Origin of the sequence: Streptomyces sp. TLI_105 (assembly GCF_900105415.1) — a bacterium.
In the GTDB taxonomy this organism is placed as follows: Bacteria; Actinomycetota; Actinomycetes; order Streptomycetales; family Streptomycetaceae; genus Streptomyces.
Map to the genome: position 1 here is coordinate 1163022 of NZ_FNSM01000001.1, position 20074 is coordinate 1183095.

Annotated in this window: 18 protein-coding genes and 2 pseudogenes; 12 read left to right on the forward strand and 8 right to left on the reverse strand. The window is 74.0% G+C overall.

The window, feature by feature from the left end; translation table 11 throughout:
- Positions 1–28: 28 nt before the first annotated feature.
- The 5 genes from dgoD to BLW86_RS05320 all read right to left on the reverse strand — a co-directional run bounded on the left by dgoD (position 29) and on the right by BLW86_RS05320 (position 4642).
- Positions 29–1174 carry a galactonate dehydratase gene (gene dgoD / locus BLW86_RS05300; protein ID WP_093872932.1) on the reverse strand — a complete coding sequence of 382 codons (1146 nt, stop codon included), beginning with the start codon at positions 1172–1174 and terminating at the stop codon, positions 29–31.
- 30 nt (positions 1175–1204) lie between these two features.
- Positions 1205–1957, reverse strand: coding sequence for an SDR family NAD(P)-dependent oxidoreductase (locus tag BLW86_RS05305; protein ID WP_093872933.1), 753 nt, complete (start codon positions 1955–1957; stop codon positions 1205–1207).
- Between the two features lie 80 nt (positions 1958–2037).
- On the reverse strand, positions 2038–3009 hold the full coding sequence (locus tag BLW86_RS05310; protein ID WP_093872934.1) for a sugar kinase: 972 nt from the start codon (positions 3007–3009) through the stop codon (positions 2038–2040).
- The gene (locus tag BLW86_RS05315) at positions 3006–3644 is read right to left on the reverse strand and encodes a bifunctional 4-hydroxy-2-oxoglutarate aldolase/2-dehydro-3-deoxy-phosphogluconate aldolase (protein WP_093872935.1); all 639 of its coding nucleotides are present in this window, start codon (positions 3642–3644) and stop codon (positions 3006–3008) included. The genes BLW86_RS05310 and BLW86_RS05315 overlap by 4 nt, the downstream gene beginning before the upstream one ends.
- Positions 3645–3736: 92 nt before the next feature.
- The gene (locus tag BLW86_RS05320) at positions 3737–4642 is read right to left on the reverse strand and encodes an SMP-30/gluconolactonase/LRE family protein (RefSeq protein WP_093872936.1); all 906 of its coding nucleotides are present in this window, start codon (positions 4640–4642) and stop codon (positions 3737–3739) included.
- A gap of 143 nt (positions 4643–4785) precedes the next feature.
- On the opposite strand from BLW86_RS05320, the gene BLW86_RS05325 reads away from it, so the two are divergent.
- Positions 4786–6039, forward strand: coding sequence for an ROK family protein (locus tag BLW86_RS05325; RefSeq protein WP_093872937.1), 1254 nt, complete (start codon positions 4786–4788; stop codon positions 6037–6039).
- Between the two features lie 19 nt (positions 6040–6058).
- Here BLW86_RS05325 and BLW86_RS05330 read toward each other — a convergent pair whose 3' ends face one another.
- Positions 6059–6829 carry an IclR family transcriptional regulator gene (locus BLW86_RS05330; RefSeq protein ID WP_093872938.1) on the reverse strand — a complete coding sequence of 257 codons (771 nt, stop codon included), beginning with the start codon at positions 6827–6829 and terminating at the stop codon, positions 6059–6061.
- Positions 6830–7003: 174 nt separating this feature from the next.
- Here BLW86_RS05330 and BLW86_RS05335 point away from each other — a divergent pair, with 174 nt between their 5' ends.
- On the forward strand, positions 7004–8158 hold the full coding sequence (locus BLW86_RS05335; RefSeq protein ID WP_093872939.1) for a mandelate racemase/muconate lactonizing enzyme family protein: 1155 nt from the start codon (positions 7004–7006) through the stop codon (positions 8156–8158).
- Positions 8155–9177, forward strand: coding sequence for a zinc-dependent alcohol dehydrogenase (locus tag BLW86_RS05340; protein WP_093878505.1), 1023 nt, complete (start codon positions 8155–8157; stop codon positions 9175–9177). The genes BLW86_RS05335 and BLW86_RS05340 overlap by 4 nt, the downstream gene beginning before the upstream one ends.
- Positions 9178–9194: 17 nt before the next feature.
- Here the strand turns inward: BLW86_RS05340 and BLW86_RS05345 are convergent, their stop codons facing one another.
- A complete protein-coding gene (locus tag BLW86_RS05345) occupies positions 9195–9470 on the reverse strand; it encodes a hypothetical protein (RefSeq protein WP_256341225.1) in 276 nt (91 codons plus the stop codon).
- A 297-nt stretch (positions 9471–9767) separates the two neighbouring features.
- Between BLW86_RS05345 and BLW86_RS05350 the strand changes: the two are divergent.
- Positions 9768–10481, forward strand: a pseudogene (locus BLW86_RS05350) (LacI family DNA-binding transcriptional regulator); the annotation flags it as partial.
- Here the strand turns inward: BLW86_RS05350 and BLW86_RS42970 are convergent.
- A pseudogene (locus BLW86_RS42970) lies at positions 10471–10929 on the reverse strand (alpha-xylosidase); the annotation flags it as partial. The pseudogenes BLW86_RS05350 and BLW86_RS42970 overlap by 11 nt on opposite strands.
- A gap of 216 nt (positions 10930–11145) precedes the next feature.
- On the opposite strand from BLW86_RS42970, the gene BLW86_RS05360 reads away from it, so the two are divergent.
- The 8 genes from BLW86_RS05360 (at position 11146) to BLW86_RS05395 (ending at position 20013) form a co-directional block, all read left to right on the forward strand.
- Positions 11146–11796: a GntR family transcriptional regulator gene (locus BLW86_RS05360; protein WP_093872941.1), complete on the forward strand. Its 651-nt coding sequence runs from the start codon at positions 11146–11148 to the stop codon at positions 11794–11796.
- A complete protein-coding gene (locus tag BLW86_RS05365; protein WP_177181563.1) occupies positions 11793–12716 on the forward strand; it encodes a dihydrodipicolinate synthase family protein in 924 nt (307 codons plus the stop codon). Before BLW86_RS05360 ends, BLW86_RS05365 begins: the two co-directional genes overlap by 4 nt.
- Positions 12713–14479, forward strand: a complete 1767-nt coding sequence (araD, locus tag BLW86_RS05370) for an L-arabinonate dehydratase (protein WP_093872943.1) — start codon at positions 12713–12715, stop codon at positions 14477–14479. Before BLW86_RS05365 ends, araD begins: the two co-directional genes overlap by 4 nt.
- A gap of 90 nt (positions 14480–14569) precedes the next feature.
- On the forward strand, positions 14570–15505 hold the full coding sequence (locus BLW86_RS05375; RefSeq protein ID WP_093872944.1) for a carbohydrate ABC transporter permease: 936 nt from the start codon (positions 14570–14572) through the stop codon (positions 15503–15505).
- Entirely contained in the window at positions 15502–16365 is an 864-nt protein-coding gene (locus BLW86_RS05380; RefSeq protein WP_256341226.1) for a carbohydrate ABC transporter permease, read from the forward strand. Before BLW86_RS05375 ends, BLW86_RS05380 begins: the two co-directional genes overlap by 4 nt.
- Positions 16362–17561 carry a Gfo/Idh/MocA family protein gene (locus BLW86_RS05385; protein ID WP_093872945.1) on the forward strand — a complete coding sequence of 400 codons (1200 nt, stop codon included), beginning with the start codon at positions 16362–16364 and terminating at the stop codon, positions 17559–17561. Before BLW86_RS05380 ends, BLW86_RS05385 begins: the two co-directional genes overlap by 4 nt.
- Positions 17558–18478 (forward strand): DUF6807 domain-containing protein, encoded by a 921-nt coding sequence (locus BLW86_RS05390; protein WP_093872946.1) that lies wholly within the window; start codon positions 17558–17560, stop codon positions 18476–18478. Before BLW86_RS05385 ends, BLW86_RS05390 begins: the two co-directional genes overlap by 4 nt.
- The gene (locus BLW86_RS05395; RefSeq protein WP_093872947.1) at positions 18475–20013 is read left to right on the forward strand and encodes a glycoside hydrolase family 43 protein; all 1539 of its coding nucleotides are present in this window, start codon (positions 18475–18477) and stop codon (positions 20011–20013) included. The genes BLW86_RS05390 and BLW86_RS05395 overlap by 4 nt, the downstream gene beginning before the upstream one ends.
- The last annotated feature ends 61 nt before the right edge of the window (positions 20014–20074 follow it).

Sequence of the window (20074 nt, forward strand, 5' to 3'; positions counted from 1 at the left end):
CGGGTCCGCCCCTTCCGTGCGCCCGCTCCTACCACTCGGCCAGCGAGCCGTCGTCCCGGCGCCAGGCCGGGTTGCGCCAGCGGTGCCCCACCTCGGCGGCCCGCTCGACCGCCTTCGCGTCGACCTCGATCCCGAGGCCCGGGCCCGTCGGCAGGGCCACGTGTCCGTCCTCGTACCGGAAGACCGAGGGGTCGACGAGGTAGTCGAGCAGGTCGGAGCCGGTGTTGTAGTGGATGCCGAGGCTCTGCTCCTGGATCAGCAGGTTCGGCGCGGCGAAGCCGACCTGGAGACAGGAGGCGAGCGCGATCGGCCCCAGCGGGCAGTGCGGGGCGAGTGACACGTCGTACGCCTCCGCCATCGCGGCGATCCTGCGGACCTCCGAGATGCCGCCCGCGTGCGAGAGGTCGGGCTGCGCCACCGCGATGCCCTGGGCGAGGACCTTCTTGAAGTCCCAGCGGGAGTAGAGCCGTTCGCCGGTCGCGATGGGGATCGAGGTGGAGCGGACGACGTCGCCGATGTGGTCGCTCATCTCGGGGACCACCGGCTCCTCCACGAAGAAGGGCAGGTACGGCTCCAGGAGCGGCAGGACCCGGCGGGCCATCGGCGCGGTGAGACGGCCGTGGAAGTCGATCGCGATGTCGAACTCGTCGCCGACGGCCTCGCGGATGGAGGCGACGCGGTCCACGATCCCCTGCGTGGCGGCCGGGGTGTCGATGAGCCGCAGCTGGGCGGAGGCGTTCATCTTGACGGCGGTGAAGCCCTCGTTCTTGCGGGCCAGTGCCTCGCTCGCGACCTCGTCGGGGCGGTCGCCGCCGATCCAGCTGTACACCCGGGCGCGGTCGCGGACGTTGCCGCCGAGGAGCTGCCACACGGGGACGCCGAGGGCCTTGCCGGTGATGTCCCAGAGGGCCTGGTCGATGCCGGCGACGGCGCTGGAGAGGACCGGGCCGCCGCGGTAGAAGCCGCCCTTGGTGAGGACCTGCCAGTGGTCCTCGATCTTCATCGGGTCCCGGCCGATCAGGTGGTCGGAGAGCTCCTCGACGGCGGCGGCGACGGTGTGGGCGCGCCCCTCGACGACGGGTTCGCCCCAGCCGGTGACGCCCTCGTCGGTGTCGATGCGCAGGAAGCACCAGCGGGGGGCGACGAGGTAGGTGCGCAGGGCGGTGATCTTCACGTGGATTCCTTCTTCACTTGCGGTCCCCTGTCACTTGGAGTCCTTCTTGACGGTCCAGCCGCCGTCGACGACCAGGTCGGTGCCGGTGATGTAGGCGGCGTCGGCGGAGGCGAGGAAGGCGACGGCGGCCGCGACCTCCTCGGGCCGGCCGAGCCGGGCGAGGGCGGTGGCGTCGGCGGAGAGCCGTCGCCCCTCCTCGTCGACCTCGTTCCACACGTCGGTGAGGATCGGGCCCGGCAGCACGGAGTTGAAGCGGACCTCGGGCCCGTACTCGACGGCGAGCTGGCGGACGAGCGCGCACATCCCGCCCTTCGCGGCGGCGTACGCGGCGTAGCCGGGCAGGCCGAAGCCGGCGTGCACGCTGGAGGTGGCGACGAGGCTGCCGCGCTCGGCGCGCAGGTCGTCGAGGAAGACGCGGGTGGCGAAGTAGAGGGCCCGCAGGTTGACGGCCATCTCCCGGTCCCAGGTGGCGACGGGGAGTTCGTGGGCGGCGGCCGTGGTGTGGATGAAGGCGTTGCTGTGGAGGACGCTCACCGGGCCGAAGCGGGCGTGTGCCTCCGCGCGCAGCGCCTTCCAGTCCGCCTCGGAGGAGACGTCGCAGCGGACGTAGGCGGCGCGGCCGCCGCCGGCGCGGATGGCGGCGGCGACGGCCTCGCCCGCCTCGTCGGCGATGTCGGAGACGAGCACCGCCGCGCCCTCGGCGGCGAGCCGGACGGCGCTGGCGGCGCCGATGCCGGAGGCCGCGCCGGTGACGACGGCGGTCTGTCCGGAGAAACGGTTCATGACAGTGGGTTCCTGGCGTTCTGGGGCACGGGTCGGGGTCAGCGGCTGATGTCCTGCGCCGCGAGGCGCACGGGGCGGGATCAGCGGCTGATGTCCTGGGCCGCGAGGAGGTCGAGTTCGGCGCGGCGCGGGAGGCCCTCCCAGTCGCCGGGGACGGAGACGGCGAAGGCTCCGCAGAGGGTGGCGAGGCGGAGGCGTTCCGCCGCCGGGGAGCCGTCGAGGACGGCGGCGAGGTAGCCGGAGACGAAGGCGTCGCCGGCGCCGACGGGGTCGACGGCGGTGACGGGGACGGCGGATCGGAGGTGGAGCCCGCCGTCGACGACCGCGAGGGCTCCCTCGGCGCCGAGCTTCAGGACGGCCTGCCGGGGGCCGAGCCGGGTCAGCGCGCGGGCCATCCGCTCGGGCTCGCCCTCGGGCACGAAGAGGACGGCCTCCTCGGGACCGGCGAACACGATGTCCGCGTACGGGAGGAGGCGGGCGAGCGCGTCGGCGGCCTCCGCCCGGCTCCAGAGCCGTTCGCGGTGGTTGACGTCGAAGGAGACGGTGACCCCGGCGGCGCGGGCGAGCGCGACCGCGTGCTCGACGGCGGCGCGCGCGGTGGCGCTCAACGCCGGGGTGATGCCGGTGACGTGGAGGACCCGGGCTCCGGCGATCCGCTCCTCGTCGAGGTCCTCGGGAGCGAGCCGGGAGCCCGCGAGACCGGCCCGGTAGTAGGTGACGCGGAGCCGGTCGGCGGTGCGGCGCTCGCGGAGCATCAGGCCGGTGGGGGCCGCCGGGTCCGTACGGGCCGTGGAGACGTCGACGCCCTCGGCGCGCAGACCCGCGAGGACCATCGTGCCGGTCGCGTCCGCGCCGACCCGGCCGGTCCAGGCCGCCGGGTGGCCGAGCCGGCTGACGCCGACGGCGACGGTCGCCTCGGCACCGGCCCAGCCGAGCCGCAGGGCGGCGCCGGAGGCGAGGGGCCCGGGCTCGGTGGCGGCGACGACGGCCATGGCCTCGCCGAGGGTGACGAGGGCGGGGGCGGTCGGCCCTGGGGGTGTCGGCGCGGTCATGCGCGTATCCCTTCCAGGAAGGCGGCGGCGCGCTCGGTGAGGGCCGCGAGCGAGCCGCCCTCGCAGGCGTCCCCGACGAGGGGGCTGCCGACGCCCAGGGCGGTGGCCCCGGCGGCGAGGTAGGCGGGGGCGTCGGCGGCGCCGATGCCCCCGGTCGGCACGAGGGGGACGTCGGGCAGCGGGGCGCGGACGGCCTTGAGGTACTCCGGTCCGCCGGTGGCCGCGGGGAAGAGCTTCACCATCGTGGCGCCCGCCCGCCAGGCGGTGAGGATCTCGGTCGGCGTGTACGCGCCGGGCAGCACCGGGACGTCCAGACGGACGGCCTCGGCGATGACCTCGGTGGAGGTGGTCGGGGTGATGAGGTAGGTGGCCCCGGCCTCGACGGCCGCGTGCGCCTCGGCGGGAGTGGTGACCGTGCCGGCGCCGAGGGCGAGTCCGGGCGGGGCGTCGGCGGCGTACTCGCGGAGGGCGTCGAGCGCGCCGGGGGTGGTGAGCGTGAACTCGGCGGCACGGACACCGGACGCCCGGAGGGTGTCGGTGACTTCGGCGAAGCGGTCGGCGGAGGTGGAGCGGAGGATCGCGATGACGGGGACGGCGTCCAGTGCGGCACGCAGCCCGTCGTACGGGGTGGTCATGGCGTGAGGTGCTGCTTCCTTCGAGGTGGGGGCGGGGGCGGGGCGGCCGCGCCCGTCGGGGCGCGCGGCCCTGACGGCCCGGGGACCGGGGGCTAGTGGTCGGCGTACGGCGTGGTCGGGAGGCCCGTCGGCCCCGGGCGGCAGGCGAAGAGGCGGCCCGCGTCGGGTTCGGCGCGCAGCCGGTCCTCGTCGAGGCCGACGGCCGCCGTCGTGATGACCAGGACGTCGAGTCCGGGTCCGGCGAAGGCGCAGCTCGTCACGTGGGAGGCGGGCACCTCCACGCGCGCGTGGAGGGTGCCGTCGGCGTCGTACGCGAGGACTTCGCCGCCTCCCCAGACGGCGACCCAGACCCGGCCCTCGCTGTCGACGGTGAGGCCGTCGGGGACGCCCCGGTCGAGGACGGCGAAGGGGCGGCGGTCGCTCAGGGCGCCGGTCTCCGGGTCGTAGGCGAAGACGTCGACGCGGCCGGTGGGGCTGTCCGCGTAGTAGAGCCGGGTGCCGTCGGGGCTCCAGCCGAGGCCGTTGGAGATGGTGACGGAGTCGAGCAGGGTGACGAGCCCGTCGCGGTCGAGGCGGTAGAGCGCGCCGGCGCCGGGGCTCTCGTCGTACGCCATGGTTCCGGCGAGGAGCCGGCCCGCGGGGTCGACGGCGGCGTCGTTCATGCGGCGCGGGAGGCCGTCGTCGGGGAGGACGGGCGCGGCCAGTTCGACGGCCTCGGTGACGGGCCGGCCGTCCGCCAGGTGCAGGAACGAGGTGCCCGCGGCGGCGAGGAGGGCGCCGGAGGCGCAGGGCAGGACGGCGCCGACGGGCCGGTCGAAGCGGAGGGTGCCGAGGAGCGCGAGGTCGGGCACGTGCGCGTCCGTCGTCAGGGCGGCCCGGTGGACGAGTCCTTCGGGGATGTCCACCCAGAGCAGTTCCTGGCGCCGGGCGTCCCAGACGGGTCCTTCCGTCAGGCGTCCGGGCAGGGGGGAGCAGGGTACGGCCCTGAGGTGGTGCATCTGGCCTCCTCGGTCGGCGACTGGTGCGGCGCGAGAAAAACTACGGGTTCGTCTAACGGTTGTAAATAATGCGCCCTCCTCTTCTTCCAACCCTTCGAATAAGATCCCGGGTGGATGGGCAGGCCGAGCGGAGGACAGCACAGGTGATCAAGCGGACGTCGCAGGAGATTCGCCGCCTCAACCGCTTCGAGGTCCTGCGGCGCTTCTACGCGGGACCGGGCGCGATGAGCCGTCAGGACCTGGCGGCGGCGACCGGGCTCTCCTTCGCCACCGTCGCCAACCTCACCGCCGAGCTCCTGGAGGCCGGCGTCCTCGTCGAGGCGGGCCACGAGGACTCCAGCGGCGGCCGGCCCCGCGCGCGGCTCGCCGTCAACGCCGAGCGGGGCGCGCTGATCGGCGTCGACATCGCCGAGACCTCGGTCCACGCCGAGCTCTTCGACCTGGCCCTGGAGGTCCGGCACTCCGTCGAGCGCCCGCTCCCCCCGGGCGAGGTCCGGCCCGCCGACGTGGTCGAGGAGCTCGCCGCGTGCGTCGAGGAGCTCCTGGACGGCTCCGGCGTGCCCCGCGAGCGGATCCTCGGGGCCGGCGTGAGCGTGCCGGGCATGGTGGAGCGCGAGGGCGGCGTCTCGTCGTACTCCCCGTACTGGTCCTGGCGCGAGGTGCCGCTGCGGTCCCTGCTCGACGAGCGCCTCGGGCTCCCCCTCTGGCTCGACAACCCGCTGCGCGCCAGCACGGTCGCCGAGCTGTGGTTCGGCGCCGGGCGGGAGGTCGACGACCTGGTGGTGGTCACCCTGCGCGCCGGCGTCGGCGCCGGGATCGCGATCGGCGGCCGGCTCTACCGGGGCTTCACCAACAGCGCCGGCGAGTGGGGCCACACCTGCCTCGCCGTCGACGGCCGGCTGTGCACCTGCGGCAACCGGGGCTGCGTGGAGGCGTACGTCAGCACCCGGGGGATCGCCCGGACCTGGCGCGAACTCGCCCCCGACGACACGCGGGCGGCGGGGACGGACGACGCGGCGACGGTCGCCGCCCTGGCCCGTGCGGCGGCGGAGCGGGACCCGGTGGCCGAGGCCGTCGTCGACCGGACCGCGCGCCACCTGGGCGCGGCGGTCGCCAATCTGCTGAACCTGCTGAACCCCCGGGTGCTCGTCCTCGGCAACCAGGTCGTGGACCTGCTCGGCGAGCGCCTGCTGAGCGCCACGTACGAGGCGGTCACCCGGCACGTCCTGCCGCTGCCGCACCGGGCGGCGACCCTGCGGCGCAGCGCGGTGCCGCACAACGCGGTCACACGGGGCGCGGCCGCCTTCGCCCTGGAGGGCTTCCTCGACGACCGGGAGGTCTTCGGCCCGGTCAGCCGCATGCGCCAGCCGCGCGAACGCCGGGACACGGGTGCGTGACGACGGCCGCCGAGGCGGCTCAGCGCCCCGCCCGATACCCCAACCGGGCCGAGAGTTCGCCCGCGCCCCTGACGGCGAGGGCGGTGAGTTCGTTCTCCCGGTCCTCGCTCCAGCGGTGCACCGGCACGGAGACGGACAGCGCCGCGACGACCCGGCCGGAGCGGTCCCGTACGGGTGCGGCGACACAGCTGACGTCGGGGTTGGACTCCTGCTGCTCGACGGCGACCCCGAGGATCCGGATCTCCGCGAGGGCGGCCCGCAGCGCGTCCGGGTCGGTGAGGCTCCGGGGCGTCATGGCGACGAGTTCGCGCCCTTCGAGGCGCTCGTCGAGCTCGTCCTCGGGGAGCGTGGCGAGCAGCATCTTGCCGACGGCCGTGCAGTGGGCGGGCAGCCGGCGGCCGGCCGCCGAGACCATCCGTACCGCATGGGTGGAGTCCACCTTGGCGACGTAGATGACGTCCGTGTCCTCCAGGAGGGCGACGTGGACGGTCTCGCCGCAGGTGTCCGCCACCTCGCGGGCCACTTCCCGGCCCTCGGCCGCGAGGTCGAGCTGCTCCGCGTACCGGCTGCCGAGCTGGTACGTGCGGACGCCGAGCCGGTAGCGGCCGGGCTGTTCCGGCACCGGGACGAGGTAGTTGCGGGCGGTCAGGGTGGTGACCAGCTCGTGGGTGGTGGTGCGCGGCAGCCCGAGCCTGCGGGTGATCTCGGGGGCGGACAGCGTGCCGCCGCCCTCGAGGAAGAGTTCCAGTATGTCGAATGCCCTGGTCACCGCGGGTACGAGTCGTCCCATGGCCCCCCACCTCACGCTCGCGCTGTTCGATATTCCGTACCACGACCGAAATCGCGGACAGAGAGTAGCGCGGGCGCACCCCCGTCGACATCCCCGTGGGCCGCCGCCCACGGTCACGCCACCGTCCCGCCGTCCCGCCGGACGGTGTCCGGCATCGCGAATGGAGCAAGCACCGTGCGCATCACGGGAATCACCACTCATGTCGTCGGCACGCCCTGGCGCAACCTGACGTACGTCCTGGTCCACACGGACGAGGGGCTGACCGGCGTCGGCGAGACCCGCATGCTCGGCCGCACCGACGCCCTGCTCGGGTATCTCCGCGAGGCGGAGGCGAACCACATCGCGGGCTCCGACCCGTTCGCCGTGGAGGATCTCGTCCGGCGCATGAAGTACGGGGACTTCGGGCGGGCCGGCGAGATCGTCATGTCCGGGATCGCGGTGGTGGAGACGGCCTGCTGGGACATCAAGGGCAAGGCGCTCGGCGTGCCCGTCTGGCAGTTGCTCGGCGGGAAGGTCACCGACCGGGTCAAGGCCTATGCCAACGGCTGGTACACCACCGAGCGCACCCCGGAGGCCTACCACGCGGCGGCCCGTGCGGTCGTGGCGCGCGGCTACCGCGCCCTGAAGATCGACCCGTTCGGGAACGGCCACCACGAGCTGGACGCCGAGCGCTCGCGGGAGGCGGTCGCGCTGATCGAGGCCGTCCGGGACGCGGTCGGCCCGGACACCGAGCTCATGGTGGAGATGCACGGCCGCTTCTCCCCCGCGACGGCGGTCCGGCTCGCGCGCGAACTGACGCCGTTCCGGCCCGCCTGGCTGGAGGAGCCGGTGCCGCCGGAGAACCTCAAGGCCCTGCGGAAGGTCGCCGACAAGGTGGACCTGCCGATCGCGACCGGTGAACGGATCCACGACCGGATCGAGTTCCGCGAGCTGTTCGAGTCGCAGGCGGCGGACATCGTGCAGCCCGACGTCGGGCACATCGGCGGCATCCTGGAGGCCAGGAAGCTCGCGGCGACCGCCGAGACCCACTACGTCCTCGTCGCCCCGCACAACGTCGGCGGGTCGGTGCTGACGGCCGCGAGCCTGCAACTCGCCGCCTGTACGCCCAACTTCAAGGTCCTGGAGCATTTCAACGACTTCGCCGACGCGGAGATCAAGAAGGTCGTGCGCGGCGCGCCGGAGGTGGACCCGGAGACCGGCTGCTTCACGGTCTCCCACGCGCCCGGCCTCGGCGTCGAGCTCGACGTGGACGCGGCGGCCGAGTTCCCGCAGCAGCGGGCCCGGTTCGACCTGTGGGCCGAGGGCTGGGAGCGGAGGCGGCCGGCATGAGCCCCGCGTCCAGTCGCGCCGTCGTCGTCGACCGGCCCGGTGAGCACCGGCTCGTCGAGCGGGAGCTCCCCGTCCCCGGCCCGGGCGAGGTCCGCGTGCGGGTCGCCGTCGCCGGGATCTGCATGAGCGACCGGGAACTGTACGAGGGCCGCCGTGCCCCCGGTTACGTCCGCTACCCGGTGGTCCCCGGGCACGAGTGGTCCGGCACCGTCGAGGCCGTCGGGCCCGGCACCGACACGGCGCTGCTCGGCCGGCCGTGCGTCGCCGAGGGCTTCCGGGCCTGCGGGGTGTGCGAGCGGTGCCGGTACGGGGAGACCAGCCTGTGCGCGGCCGGGTACGCGGAGACCGGCTTCACCGAACCGGGCGCCTTCGCCGACCATCTGGTGGTACCCGCCCGGCTGCTGCACCCGCTGCCGGACGGGGTGGACCCGCGGGCCGCGGCCCTGGTCGAACCGGCCGCCATCGTCGCCGCCGCGGTACGGGCGGGGCGGCCGCGGCCGGGCGAGCGGATCGCCGTCGTGGGCGCCGGAACGCTCGGGCTGCTCGCCGTCCAGTGGCTCGCCGCCGCCTCCCCCGCCGAACTGACCGTCGTGGATCCGCGTACCGAACGGGCGGCGCGGGCCCTGGGCTTCGGGGCGGGCCGGACGGTCACCCCGAAGGAGGCGGAGGGCGACGCCGGCCGTTTCGACCTGGTCGTCGAGACCGCCGGGGCGCCCACCACGGCGGCCTCCTCCTGCCTGCTGGCCCGCCGGGGCGGCAGGGTGGTGCTCACCGGCATGTTCGGGGCGGGTGCCGTCGGGATCGATCCGGTGCACCTGTCCGTGAGCCAGCTGGAGATCCGCAGCGTCTTCGGCGCCCCTTCGGCCGCCTGGGCCGACGCGGTCCGCGCCCTCTCCCTGGGGCTGCTCGACCCGGCCCCGCTCGTCACCCACGAGTTCCCGCTGGAACGGTTCGGCGAGGCGCTCGCCCTGGTGGGCGGCGGCGACCCGGGCACGGGCAAGGTCCTGCTGCGCCCCTGAGCCCGGTGCCCCGCCCCTCAGTCGGCCTCCGGTTCGGCGAGCAGGTCGTCGGCGAGGGTGAGGCGCGTCTCGGGGAAGTACTCCGCGATCGCCTCGCGCATCATCTCCTCGCCCTCCGGGTCGGGGGTCCCGCACTTCTCCCGCGTCTCGCGGTCGGGCCGGCGGGCGTACGCCACCCAGGTGCCGTCGTCCGCCCGGTGCAGCCGGGAGCCGTAGCTGCCGCACTCCTGGTGGATCGCCATGGTCACCCGGTGCCAGCCGTCGGCGAGCAGTTGCTCCTTGCCCGGCCTCACCCGCCACCGGTACACCACCGCGAACGTCTCTCCGCCCTCCCTCGTCCCGGCCGGCGGCCCGCGCCGCCCCGGGAAGGAGGGAACTATACCGACCAGTTCACCGTCAAGACTGAACGGTTCAGACACTGTGGGGGTCGCGCTCCACGTCGAATCGCTTCGACATCGCGTCGCCCACGGCCTGGACACCTCAACTCCCCCCGCGTTACGGTCGGCTCGGGTCGCCCGAGCGATCACTCGACGGGCCGCGTCGAAGCGATTCACATGGGCGCACCACCGTCCTGGCCGCGGGGAGAACGGATGGTCACCCTTGCCGAGGTTGCCCGGCACGCCGGAGTGTCGGCGAGCACGGTGAGCTACGTCCTCAGCGGCAAGCGGCCCATCTCGGACCCCACCCGGCAGCGGGTGCGGGCCAGCATCGAGCGGCTCGGCCACCAGCCCCACGCGGGCGCCCGCGCGCTGGCCAGCAGCCGGTCCCGGATCATCGCGCTCATGGTGCCGCTGCGCACCGACATGTACGTGCCGGTGATGCTGGAGATCGCGGTCGCCGTCGCCACGACCGCCCGCGCCCACGGCTACGACGTCCTGCTCCTCACCGGCGAGGAGGGCCCGTCGGCGCTTCGCCGGGTCACCGGCAGCGGCCTCGCCGAGGCGGTGATCCTGATGGACGTGCAGCTCGACGACGAGCGACTGCCCGTGCTGCGCGTGGCGGGTCCGCCGTCCGTCCTGGTCGGACTCCCCGCCGATCCGGCCGGGTTGAACTGCGTCGATCTCGACTTCGCGGCGGCCGGCACCCTGTGCGTGGAGCACCTGGCGGGCCTCGGGCACCGGGAGGTCGCGGTGATCGGCGAGTCCCCCGGTGTGTACGCACGGCACACGGGCTTCGCCGAGCGGACCCTGCGCGGGCTGCGGGGCCGGGCGGCCGAGCTGGGCGTCCGGCTGTTGCACCGGCCGTGCGAGGGCGACCACGACGCGGTGGCGGGGGTGCTCGCGCGGATCCTCGACGAACGGCCATGTGGTGGGCGCCGTCGGGGGCGGTGAGGAAGGCGGTGCCCTTGCGGCCGGCCTCGGTGAGGGGCCGTCCGTCGGCGTCGCGGAACTCCAGGGTCCAGGGCTTCGAGCGGTCCAGGCGCAACCGGAGTGGTCCTGAGGCGAGTTCGACGACGGGGCCGTCCTCGTGGACGGTGCCGGACCCGGGGGCGTCCGGGGAGAGGGCGAAGTCCGGGCCCCGGTGGGCCTTTCCGGCGTGGTGGGTGACGCGGACGCCGATGACGCCCTCGGCGGGTGCGTGGCACTCCACGGTCAGGAGGGCCGAGTTCAGGGTGTCGCCGCAGGTGGCGACGTGCTTGACGGAGGCGTGGGCGGTGAAGCGGTCGACTTCCGCGCGCAGATCGCGGACTTCGGTGGCGTACGAGGCGTGGACGCCCTCGCGCATCAGCCAGAAGCCGTCGGTGAACTTCATGCTGGCCCTTGGGACGGGTGGGGACGGGGCTGCTCCGATCCCCCAATAGTTATCCCAGAAAACAAAACCGGGAACCAGACCCCCGGCCGCCGGGCCCTCGATCGAGAAAGCGCTTGCGCGATCCATTGACGAAACACGAACGCCCCCTTAGCTTCATGCCCGTTGCACTTCGTACGTCATATATGAGACGCGATACACGAGATCTGAGAGTGCTCCATGGCCTTCGCCCCCAGCCCCATCCCCTCCCGCACCCAGTACGTCCTGGAAGCGATCAAGCACGACATCCTCACCGGGGGCCTCAGACCCGGCCAGGCGCTCGTGGAGGCCGAGCTCGCCGCGCACTTCGGGGTGTCGAAGACCCCGGTCCGCGAGGCGCTCAAGACCCTCGCGGGCAGCGGGCTCGTGGTGATGAGCCAGTACAAGGGCGTCACGGTCCGGACGGTCGACGCGGACATGGCCCGCGCGGTGTACGACGTGCGCCTGCTCCTGGAGCCCGAGGCCGTCCGCCGCGCCGTCGCCTCCGGCGCCCCGCTCGACGCGGCCGACGAGGCCCTGCGCCGCGCCGCCGGAGCCGAGGACCCGGCCGAACGGTCCCTCGCCAACCGGGACTTCCACCGGGCGCTCTACCTGCCCTGCGGCAATCCGCTGCTCGGCCGGATGCTCGACGAGGTCCGCGACCAGGCGGCCCTGGTCTCCACGGTCGCCTGGGCCGCCGTCCCCTCCTGGGAGCGCGAGGCCGCCGAGCACGCGGAGATCCTGCGCCTCGCCGCCGCGGGCGACGCCGAGGGAGCCGGCAGGGCCGTGCACGACCACATCGCCTCGTTCGTCGAGCGCGCCTTCCCCCAGTCCCCCTTGATCAGCGAATGAGCGAACAGCGAGTGAGCATGGAATTCGAGACGATGAGGGCCGCCCTCGCCGACGTCGTGGCCATCCCGGTCACCCCGTTCGCCGAGGACGGCTCCGTGGACACCGTCGCCCACCGCGCGCTCCTGCGCCGGCTGCTCGACGGCGGGGTCCGCACCCTCACCCCCAACGGCAACACCGGCGAGTTCTACGCCCTCACCCCCGAGGAGCGTCGCTCCCTCACCGAGGCGACCGTCGAGGAGGCCGCCGGCCGCGCCGCGATCCTGGTCGGCGTCGGGCACGACGTGCCGACCGCCGTGGAGGCCGCCCGGCACGCCCGCGCCGCCGGCGCCCACATGGTGATGGTCCACCAGCCCGTCCACCCGTACGTCTCCGAGAGCGGCTGGGTCGACTACCACCGGGCGATCGCCGAGGCCGTGCCCGAACTGGGCGTCGTCCCCTACCTCCGCAACCCGCTGCTGAGCGGGGCCCGGCTCGCCGAGCTCGGCGCCGCCTGCCCCAACGTCGTCGGCGTGAAGTACGCCGTCCCGGACGCGGCCCGGTTCGCCGGCTTCGCGCGGGACGCGGGCCTCGACCGGTTCGTGTGGGTGGCGGGCCTCGCCGAGCCGTACGCGCCCGCGTACTTCGCGGGCGGCGCGACCGGCTTCACCTCCGGTCTGGTCAACGTCTCCCCCGCCCTCTCCCTGGAGATGCTGGCCGCGCTGCGGGCGGGCGACTACCCGACGGCGATGAAGGTGTGGGAGCGGATCCGCCACTTCGAGGAGCTGCGCGCGGCCAACGCGAGCGCCGACAACGTGACCGTGGTGAAGGAGGCCCTCGCCTCGCTCGGCCTGTGCCGCCGCGACATCCGCCCGCCGAGCCGGGAACTCCCGGAGGCGGAGCGGGAAGAGGTGGCGGCGATAGCCGCGGGGTGGCCGATATGAGCAGGCCGGAGAAGCGCCCCGAGGAGGCCCACGCACCCAGCACGGAGAAGCGCCCCGAGGAGCTCCGCAGCCACCAGTGGTACGGCACGGACGGGCTGCGCTCGTTCAGCCACCGCGCCCGCACCCGACAGCTCGGCTATCTGCCCGAGGAGCACCTCGGCAAGCCGGTGATCGCGATCCTCAACACCTGGTCCGACATCAATCCGTGCCACGTCCATCTGCGGGACCGGGCGCAGGCGGTGAAGCGGGGCGTGTGGCAGGCGGGCGGCTTCCCGCTGGAGTTCCCGGTCTCCACCCTGTCGGAGACCTTCCAGAAGCCGACCCCCATGCTCTACCGCAACCTCCTGGCGATGGAGACGGAGGAGCTGCTGCGCTCGTACCCGGTGGACGGGGCGGTGCTCATGGGCGGCTGTGACAAGACGACGCCCGCTCTCCTCATGGGCGCGGCCTCGGTCGACCTGCCGACCGTGTTCGTGCCGGCGGGACCGATGCTGCCGGGTCACTGGCGGGGCGAGACGCTCGGTTCCGGCACCGACATGTGGAAGTACTGGGACGAGAAGCGGGCCGGGACGATCGGCGACTGCGAGATGGCCGAGCTGGAGAACGGCCTCGCCCGCTCCCCCGGCCACTGCATGACGATGGGCACGGCGTCCACGCTCACCGCAGCCGCCGAGACCCTGGGCGTGACCGTGCCGGGCGCCTCCTCGGTGCCCGCGGTGGACTCCGGGCACGACCGGATGGCCGCCGCGTCGGGGCTGCGGATCGTGGAGCTCGTACGGAAGGACGTCAGGCTCTCCCGGATCCTGACCCAGGAGGCGTACGAGGACGCGGCGGCGGCCGTCCTGGCCCTCGGCGGTTCGACCAACGCGGTGATCCATCTGATCGCGATGGCCGGCCGGTCGGGGGTGAAGCTGACGCTCGACGACTTCGACCGGATCGCGCGGACCGTGCCGGTGCTCGCGAACCTGCGGCCGGGCGGGCGGTACCTGATGGAGGACTTCCACTTCGCGGGCGGCATGACCGGCTTCCTGTCCCGGCTCACCGACGTGCTCCACCTGGACCGGCCGACCGTCTCGCACGCCACGCTGCGCGAGCAGCTGGCCGGCGCCCTCGTCCATGACGACGAGGTGATCCGGGAGCGGTCGAGGCCGCTGGCCGCCGAGGGCGGGGTGGCGGTCCTGCGCGGCAACCTCTGCCCCGACGGCGCCGTCATCAAGCACATCGCGGCCGAGCCCCGTCTCCTCCGGCACACTGGGCCCGCGGTCGTCTTCGACGACTACCGGACAATGCAGCGGACCATCGACGACCCGGCGCTCGGGATCACGGCCGAGCACGTGCTCGTGCTGCGCGGCGCGGGCCCCAAGGGCGGGCCGGGGATGCCCGAGTACGGCATGCTGCCCATCCCCCGGTACCTCCTGGAGCAGGGGGTGCGGGACATGGTCCGGATCTCGGACGCCCGGATGAGCGGGACGAGTTACGGGGCGTGCGTGCTGCACGTGGCGCCCGAGTCGCATGTCGGCGGACCCCTCGCCCTCGTCCGCACGGGCGATGCGATCACCCTCGACGTCGCTGCCCGCTCCCTCCACCTGCACGTCACGGACGAGGAGCTTGACAGCCGCAGGGCCGCGTGGACACCGCCGCCGACCCGGTACGAGCGGGGCTACGGCGCGCTCTACATGGAGCACATCTCCCAGGCCGACACCGGCTGCGACTTCGCGTTCCTGGCCCGGCCGGGAGCCACCCCCGATCCGTACGCGGGCTGAGCCCCGCCCGGCCACGCACTCCCCCGCCCCGTCTGTCCGAAATCTCGAACGTCGTTCGCGAAGCGCTTCACCGAGAACGGAGCCGCCGTCATGGCCTCAGCTGTGACCCCTTCACGCCGAGCCGCCGTCGTGGCCTCGGCTGCGCCCCCCTCACGCCGAGCCGCCCTGCCGTACCTGCTGATCGCCCCCGCGGGCCTCCTGATGCTGGGGTTCATCGCGTACCCGGTGCTCAGCGTCTTCTACTACAGCCTGCAGAACCACAACCCCACCAAACCGTGGCGGAACGGCTTCGCCGGCCTGGACAACTTCACGCGGATCCTCACCGACGACCCGCGGTTCTGGGGGACGCTGACCTTCAGTCTCAAGTGGGTCGTCGTGGAGGTGTCCCTCCAGCTCGTCCTCGGGCTCGCGCTCGCGCTCATCGTGAACCAGACCTTCGTCGGCCGCGCGCTGGGCCGGGCCCTGGTCTTCTCGCCCTGGGCGGTGTCGGGCGTGCTCACCTCGGCGATCTGGGTGCTGCTCTACAACTCCCAGACCGGCATCAGCCGTTACCTCGCGGACCTCGGCATGGGCACGTACGGCACGTCCTGGCTCTCCGACACCTCGACCGTCTTCCCGGCGGCGGTCGTCGCCGACCTCTGGCGCGGGGTGCCCTTCTTCGCGATCCTCATCCTGGCCGACCTCCAGTCCGTCCCGAAGGACCTGTACGAGGCGGCCGAGGTCGACGGGGCGAGCAGGCTCCGGCAGTTCCTGCACATCACGCTCCCCCACCTGCGGGACGCGATCGTCCTGTCCACGCTGCTGCGCGCGGTCTGGGAGTTCAACAACGTCGACCTGCTGTACACGCTGACCGGCGGCGGCCCCGCGGGAGAGACGACCACCCTGCCGCTGTACATCGCCCACACCAGCGTCGACGCCCACAACTTCGGTTACGCCTCCGCCCTCACCACGGTGGCGTTCGTGATCCTTCTCTTCTGCTCGACGGTCTATCTGCGCCTGAGCAAGTTCGGAGGCGACGGCAAGTGACAGCCGCGACCCCCCTGACCGCCGTCCCCGCCCGCACGAAGCACAGGGCCTTGGACGAGACACCCCGTTGGCAGATCTACCTGCCGCTCGGGATCTACCTCCTCTTCACCCTCGTTCCCTTCTACTGGATCCTGCTCTTCGCCGTACGGCCCGCCGGCTCGACCTCGCTGCTGCCCTGGCCGATGACGACGGCGCACTTCGAGAAGGTGTGGACCGAGCGGAACTTCGCCGTCTTCTTCCAGAACAGCCTGTTCATCGGCGTGGCGGTGCTCATCAGCACCACCGTCGTCGCCCTGGCCGGCGGATACGCCCTCGCCCGCTTCGACTTCCGGATCAAGAAGGGCTTCATGCTGGCCCTGCTCTGCTCCCAGTTCGTGCCGGGCGCCCTGCTCCTCGTCCCGCTCTTCCAGATCTTCGCCGGGCTGCGGATGATCAACTCCCTCGGCAGCGTCGTCATCGCCGAGACCGTCTTCCAGCTCCCGCTGTCGATGATCCTCATCAGCGGCTTCATCAGGAACGTGCCGTACTCCCTGGAGGAGGCGGCCTGGGTCGACGGCTGCAACCGGTTCCACGCCTTCCGGATCGTCGTCCTGCCGCTGCTGCGGCCCGGTCTGGTCGCCGTCGGCTCCTTCGCCTTCGTGCACGCCTGGAACCACTTCCTCTTCGCCCTGATGTTCCTCAGCAGCCAGGACAAGCAGACCATCCCCGTCGGCCTCAACACCCTCATGGGCGCCGACAGCGTCGACCTCGGCGCGCTCGCGGCGGGCGGCGTCATCGCCGCCGTCCCCGTGGTCGTCGTCTTCGCCTTCATCCAGAAGTGGCTGGTCACCGGCTTCAGCGCGGGGGCGGTGAAGGGATGAGCAGCACCCACACGGACAAGGAAGACATGAACACCGCACGCACCCCGGCCCCGCTGCCGGTCGTCCTCGCCGGCGCCCGCGGCCACGGCCGCAGCCACCTCCTCAACATCCGCCGCCTCGAAGAGCGCGGTCTCGTCCGCCTCGCCGGGGTCTGCGAGCTGCGCCCGCTGCAGGCGGCCGAACTGGACGGCATCGGCGACCCGGAGCAGTCCGCCGACTTCGAGGCGCTCCTCGCCTCCACCGGCGCCCGGATCGCCGTGCTCTCCACCCCCATCCAGACCCACACCGACATGGCGCTCGCCGCCGCCCGGCACGGCGCGCACGTCCTCCTGGAGAAGCCGCCCGCCCCGTCGTACGCCGAGTTCCGCCGGATGGCCGACGGCGTCGAGGCCGCCGGGGTGTCCTGCCAGATCGGCTTCCAGTCGCTCGGCTCGCACGCGGTCCCCGCGATCCGCCGCATGGTGGAGGAGGGCGCGATCGGAGAACTCCTCGGCGTCGGCGCGGCCGGGGCCTGGGTCCGCGACGAGGCGTACTTCCGGCGCGCGCCCTGGGCGGGACACCGGCGGCTCGACGGCGTGGACGTCGTCGACGGGGCCCTCACCAACCCGCTCGCGCACGCCGTCGCCACGGCGCTCGCACTCTCCGGCTCCACCCGCGCCGAGGACGCCCCGCACATCGAGACGGAGCTGCTGCGCGCGAACGCCATCGAGTCCGACGACACCTCGGCCGTGCGGGTCGTGACCTCGGTCGGCACCCACGTCACGGTCGCGGCGACGCTCTGCGCCGAGAAGCCGGCGGAGCCGTACGTGCTCGTCCACGGCAGCCGGGGCCGGATCACCTTCTGGTACCGGCAGGACCGGGTCCTGGTGCAGCGCGCCGGGCACGGCCCCGTGGAGACCGGGTACGGCCGCACCGACCTCCTGGAGAACCTCGTCGCGCACGTCACCGAGGGCGAGCGGCTGTGGGTGCCCCCGGCGGAGACCGGCGCCTTCATGCGGGTCGTCGAGGCGGTACGGACCGCCCCCGAACCCCTGGACGTCCCCGCCGCCCACTGGCGCGCCGAGCCCGGCGAGAGCGGACCGCGCCGGGTCGTCGGGGGCGTCGACGCCCTGGTCGACGCGAGCGCCGACACCCTCCGGCTCTTCTCCGAACTCGGCGCCCCCTGGGCGCCGTCGACCCGGGCGGAGGCCCGATGACCGCCGACACCGCCACCCTCCTGCGCTGCGCGGGCCGCGTCGTCGCCCGCTACACCACCCGGCCCGAGCTCACCGCCGACCGCTCCCCCCGGCCGTACCTCCACCCCGTCACCACCCTCGCCGGGCTGCCCGTGACGGAGACCGTGCCCGAGGACCACCCCCATCACCTCGGGGCGGGCGTCGCCGTGGCCGACGTCGCGGGCCACAACTTCTGGGGCGGGCGCACCTTCGTGCGCGGCCGGGGCTCCGTCGAGCTCGACAACCACGGGACGCAGCGGCACGACGGCTTCAAGCTGTGCGACCCGGACGGCTTCGTGGAGGAGCTGAGCTGGACGGCCGGCGGCGAGCGGCTGCTCCGCGAGCACCGGACGGTGGCGGCCACCGCGCTCACCGACGCCGCCTGGGCGCTCGACCTGACCTTCTCCCTGACCAACGTGTCGGGGCGTGAGCTGTCGATCGGCAGCCCGGCGACGAACGGCCGCCCGGGCGCCGCGTACGGCGGCTTCTTCTGGCGGGCGCCGAAGGAGGCGACGGCGCCGACGGTGTTCGGGGCGGGCACGGACGGCTCGGGCGCGGACGGCTCCGGCGCGGACGGCTCCGGCGCGGACGGCTCCGGCACCGGCAACTGGGGCGCCGACGGCGAGGAGGCCGTGCACGGCGTCGCCGCCGACTGGGTGGCCATGTCCGGCGAGGGCTGGACCCTGGTGTTCGCCGGGGCGACCGCGCAGACCCGTCGCGATCCGTGGTTCGTGCGGGCCGCCGAGTACCCGGGGGTCGGCTCCTCCCTCGCGTACGGGGCGCGGCTCCCGGTGGCGGCCGGGGAGACCTTCGTACGCCGGGTGGTGACCGTGGTCGCCGACGGCCGGCTCGACCGGGCGGGGGCCGCGGCCCTGGTCCGCAAGGCGGTGGCCTCATGAACGCCCTGCCCACCGGCGACCTCGGCGACGGCACGTACCGCAATCCGGTCCTGGCGGCCGACTGGTCGGACCCGGACGTCCTGCGGGTCGGCGAGGACCACTACCTGACCGCGTCCAGCTTCGGCCGCGCCCCCGGGCTGCCCCTGCTGCACTCCCGGGACCTGGTCAACTGGACGCTGGTCGGCCACGCCCTGGAGCGGCTCGAACCGGCCGCGGCGTTCGCCTCGCCCCGGCACGACCGCGGGGTGTGGGCGCCCTCGTTCCGTCACCACGACGGCCGGTTCTGGATCTTCTGGGGCGACCCGGACCACGGGATCTTCCAGGTCAACGCCCCTTCCGTGCGCGGCCCGTGGACCGCGCCGCACCTGGTGAAGGCGGGCCGCGGCCTGATCGACCCCTGCCCGCTGTGGGACGAGGAGACGGGCGAGGCGTATCTCGTGCACGCCCTGGCCAAGTCCCGCGCCGGGGTCAACAACCGGCTGATCGGGCACCGGATGAGCCCGGCCGGCGACAAGGTCCTCGACGAGGGCCGGGTCCTGGTCGACGCCGACCGGATACCCGGCTGGTTCACCCTGGAGGGCCCGAAGCTGTACCGGCACGACGGCCGGTTCTGGATCCTGGCGCCGGCCGGAGGCGTGGCCACCGGCTGGCAGGGCGCCTTCCGCTCGCGGTCGTTCTTCGGCCCGTACGAGGAGCGGACCGTCCTGGCGCAGGGCGACACCGACGTCAACGGCCCGCACCAGGGCGGCTGGGTCCGCACCCAGCACGGCGAGGACTGGTTCCTGCACTTCCAGCAGTCCGGCGCGCACGGCCGGCTCGTCCACCTCCAGCCGATGCGTTGGGGCGCGGACGGCTGGCCGGTGCTCGGCGACGGGGGCGCGCCCGTCCGGGTCCACCGGAAGCCGGACCTGCCGGAGCAGCCGCCCGGGCGCCCCGCGGTGGACGACACCTTCCCCGGCGGGCGGTTCGGCCGACAGTGGCAGTGGACCGCCAACCCGGCCGCGGGCTGGACCGGTCAGCACGCGGGCGACGGCCTGCGCCTCGGCTGTGTGCGTACGGAGCACCTGGACGACCTGCGGAGCGTGCCGCACGTGCTCACCCAGCGGCTGCCGGCCGGGGCGCTGACCGTGGAGGTCGGGCTGCGGCTCGCCGGCGAGGCGCCCGGGGCCCGCGCGGGCCTGGTCGTCCTGGGCGACGCGTACGCCTGGATCGGTCTGGAGCGGGCCCCGGACGGCCAAGCCCGGCTCGTGCACCGCTTCGCCCCGGCCGGCGCCGACCGGGAACGGGACGCGGCGCACGCCCTGCCCGTCCCCGGGGACGAGGTGCTGCTGCGGATCGAGGTCACGGCGGACGCGCGCTGCCGCTTCTCGTACTCCACCGGCGGGGCCGCGGGCCCGGTCCGGCTCGGCCCGGAGTTCGCCGCCACGCCCTGGCGCTGGGTCGGCGCGCTCCTCGGCCTGTTCGCGGGCGCGCCGGCGGGCGCGGGGCACGCCGGGACGGCCGTGTTCTCCGCCTTCCGCGTCACTCCCGCCTGACGTTCCCCTCCTGCACTCCCCCCTCCCCCTCACCCGCAAGACCCGAGAGAAGAGAGCCGAC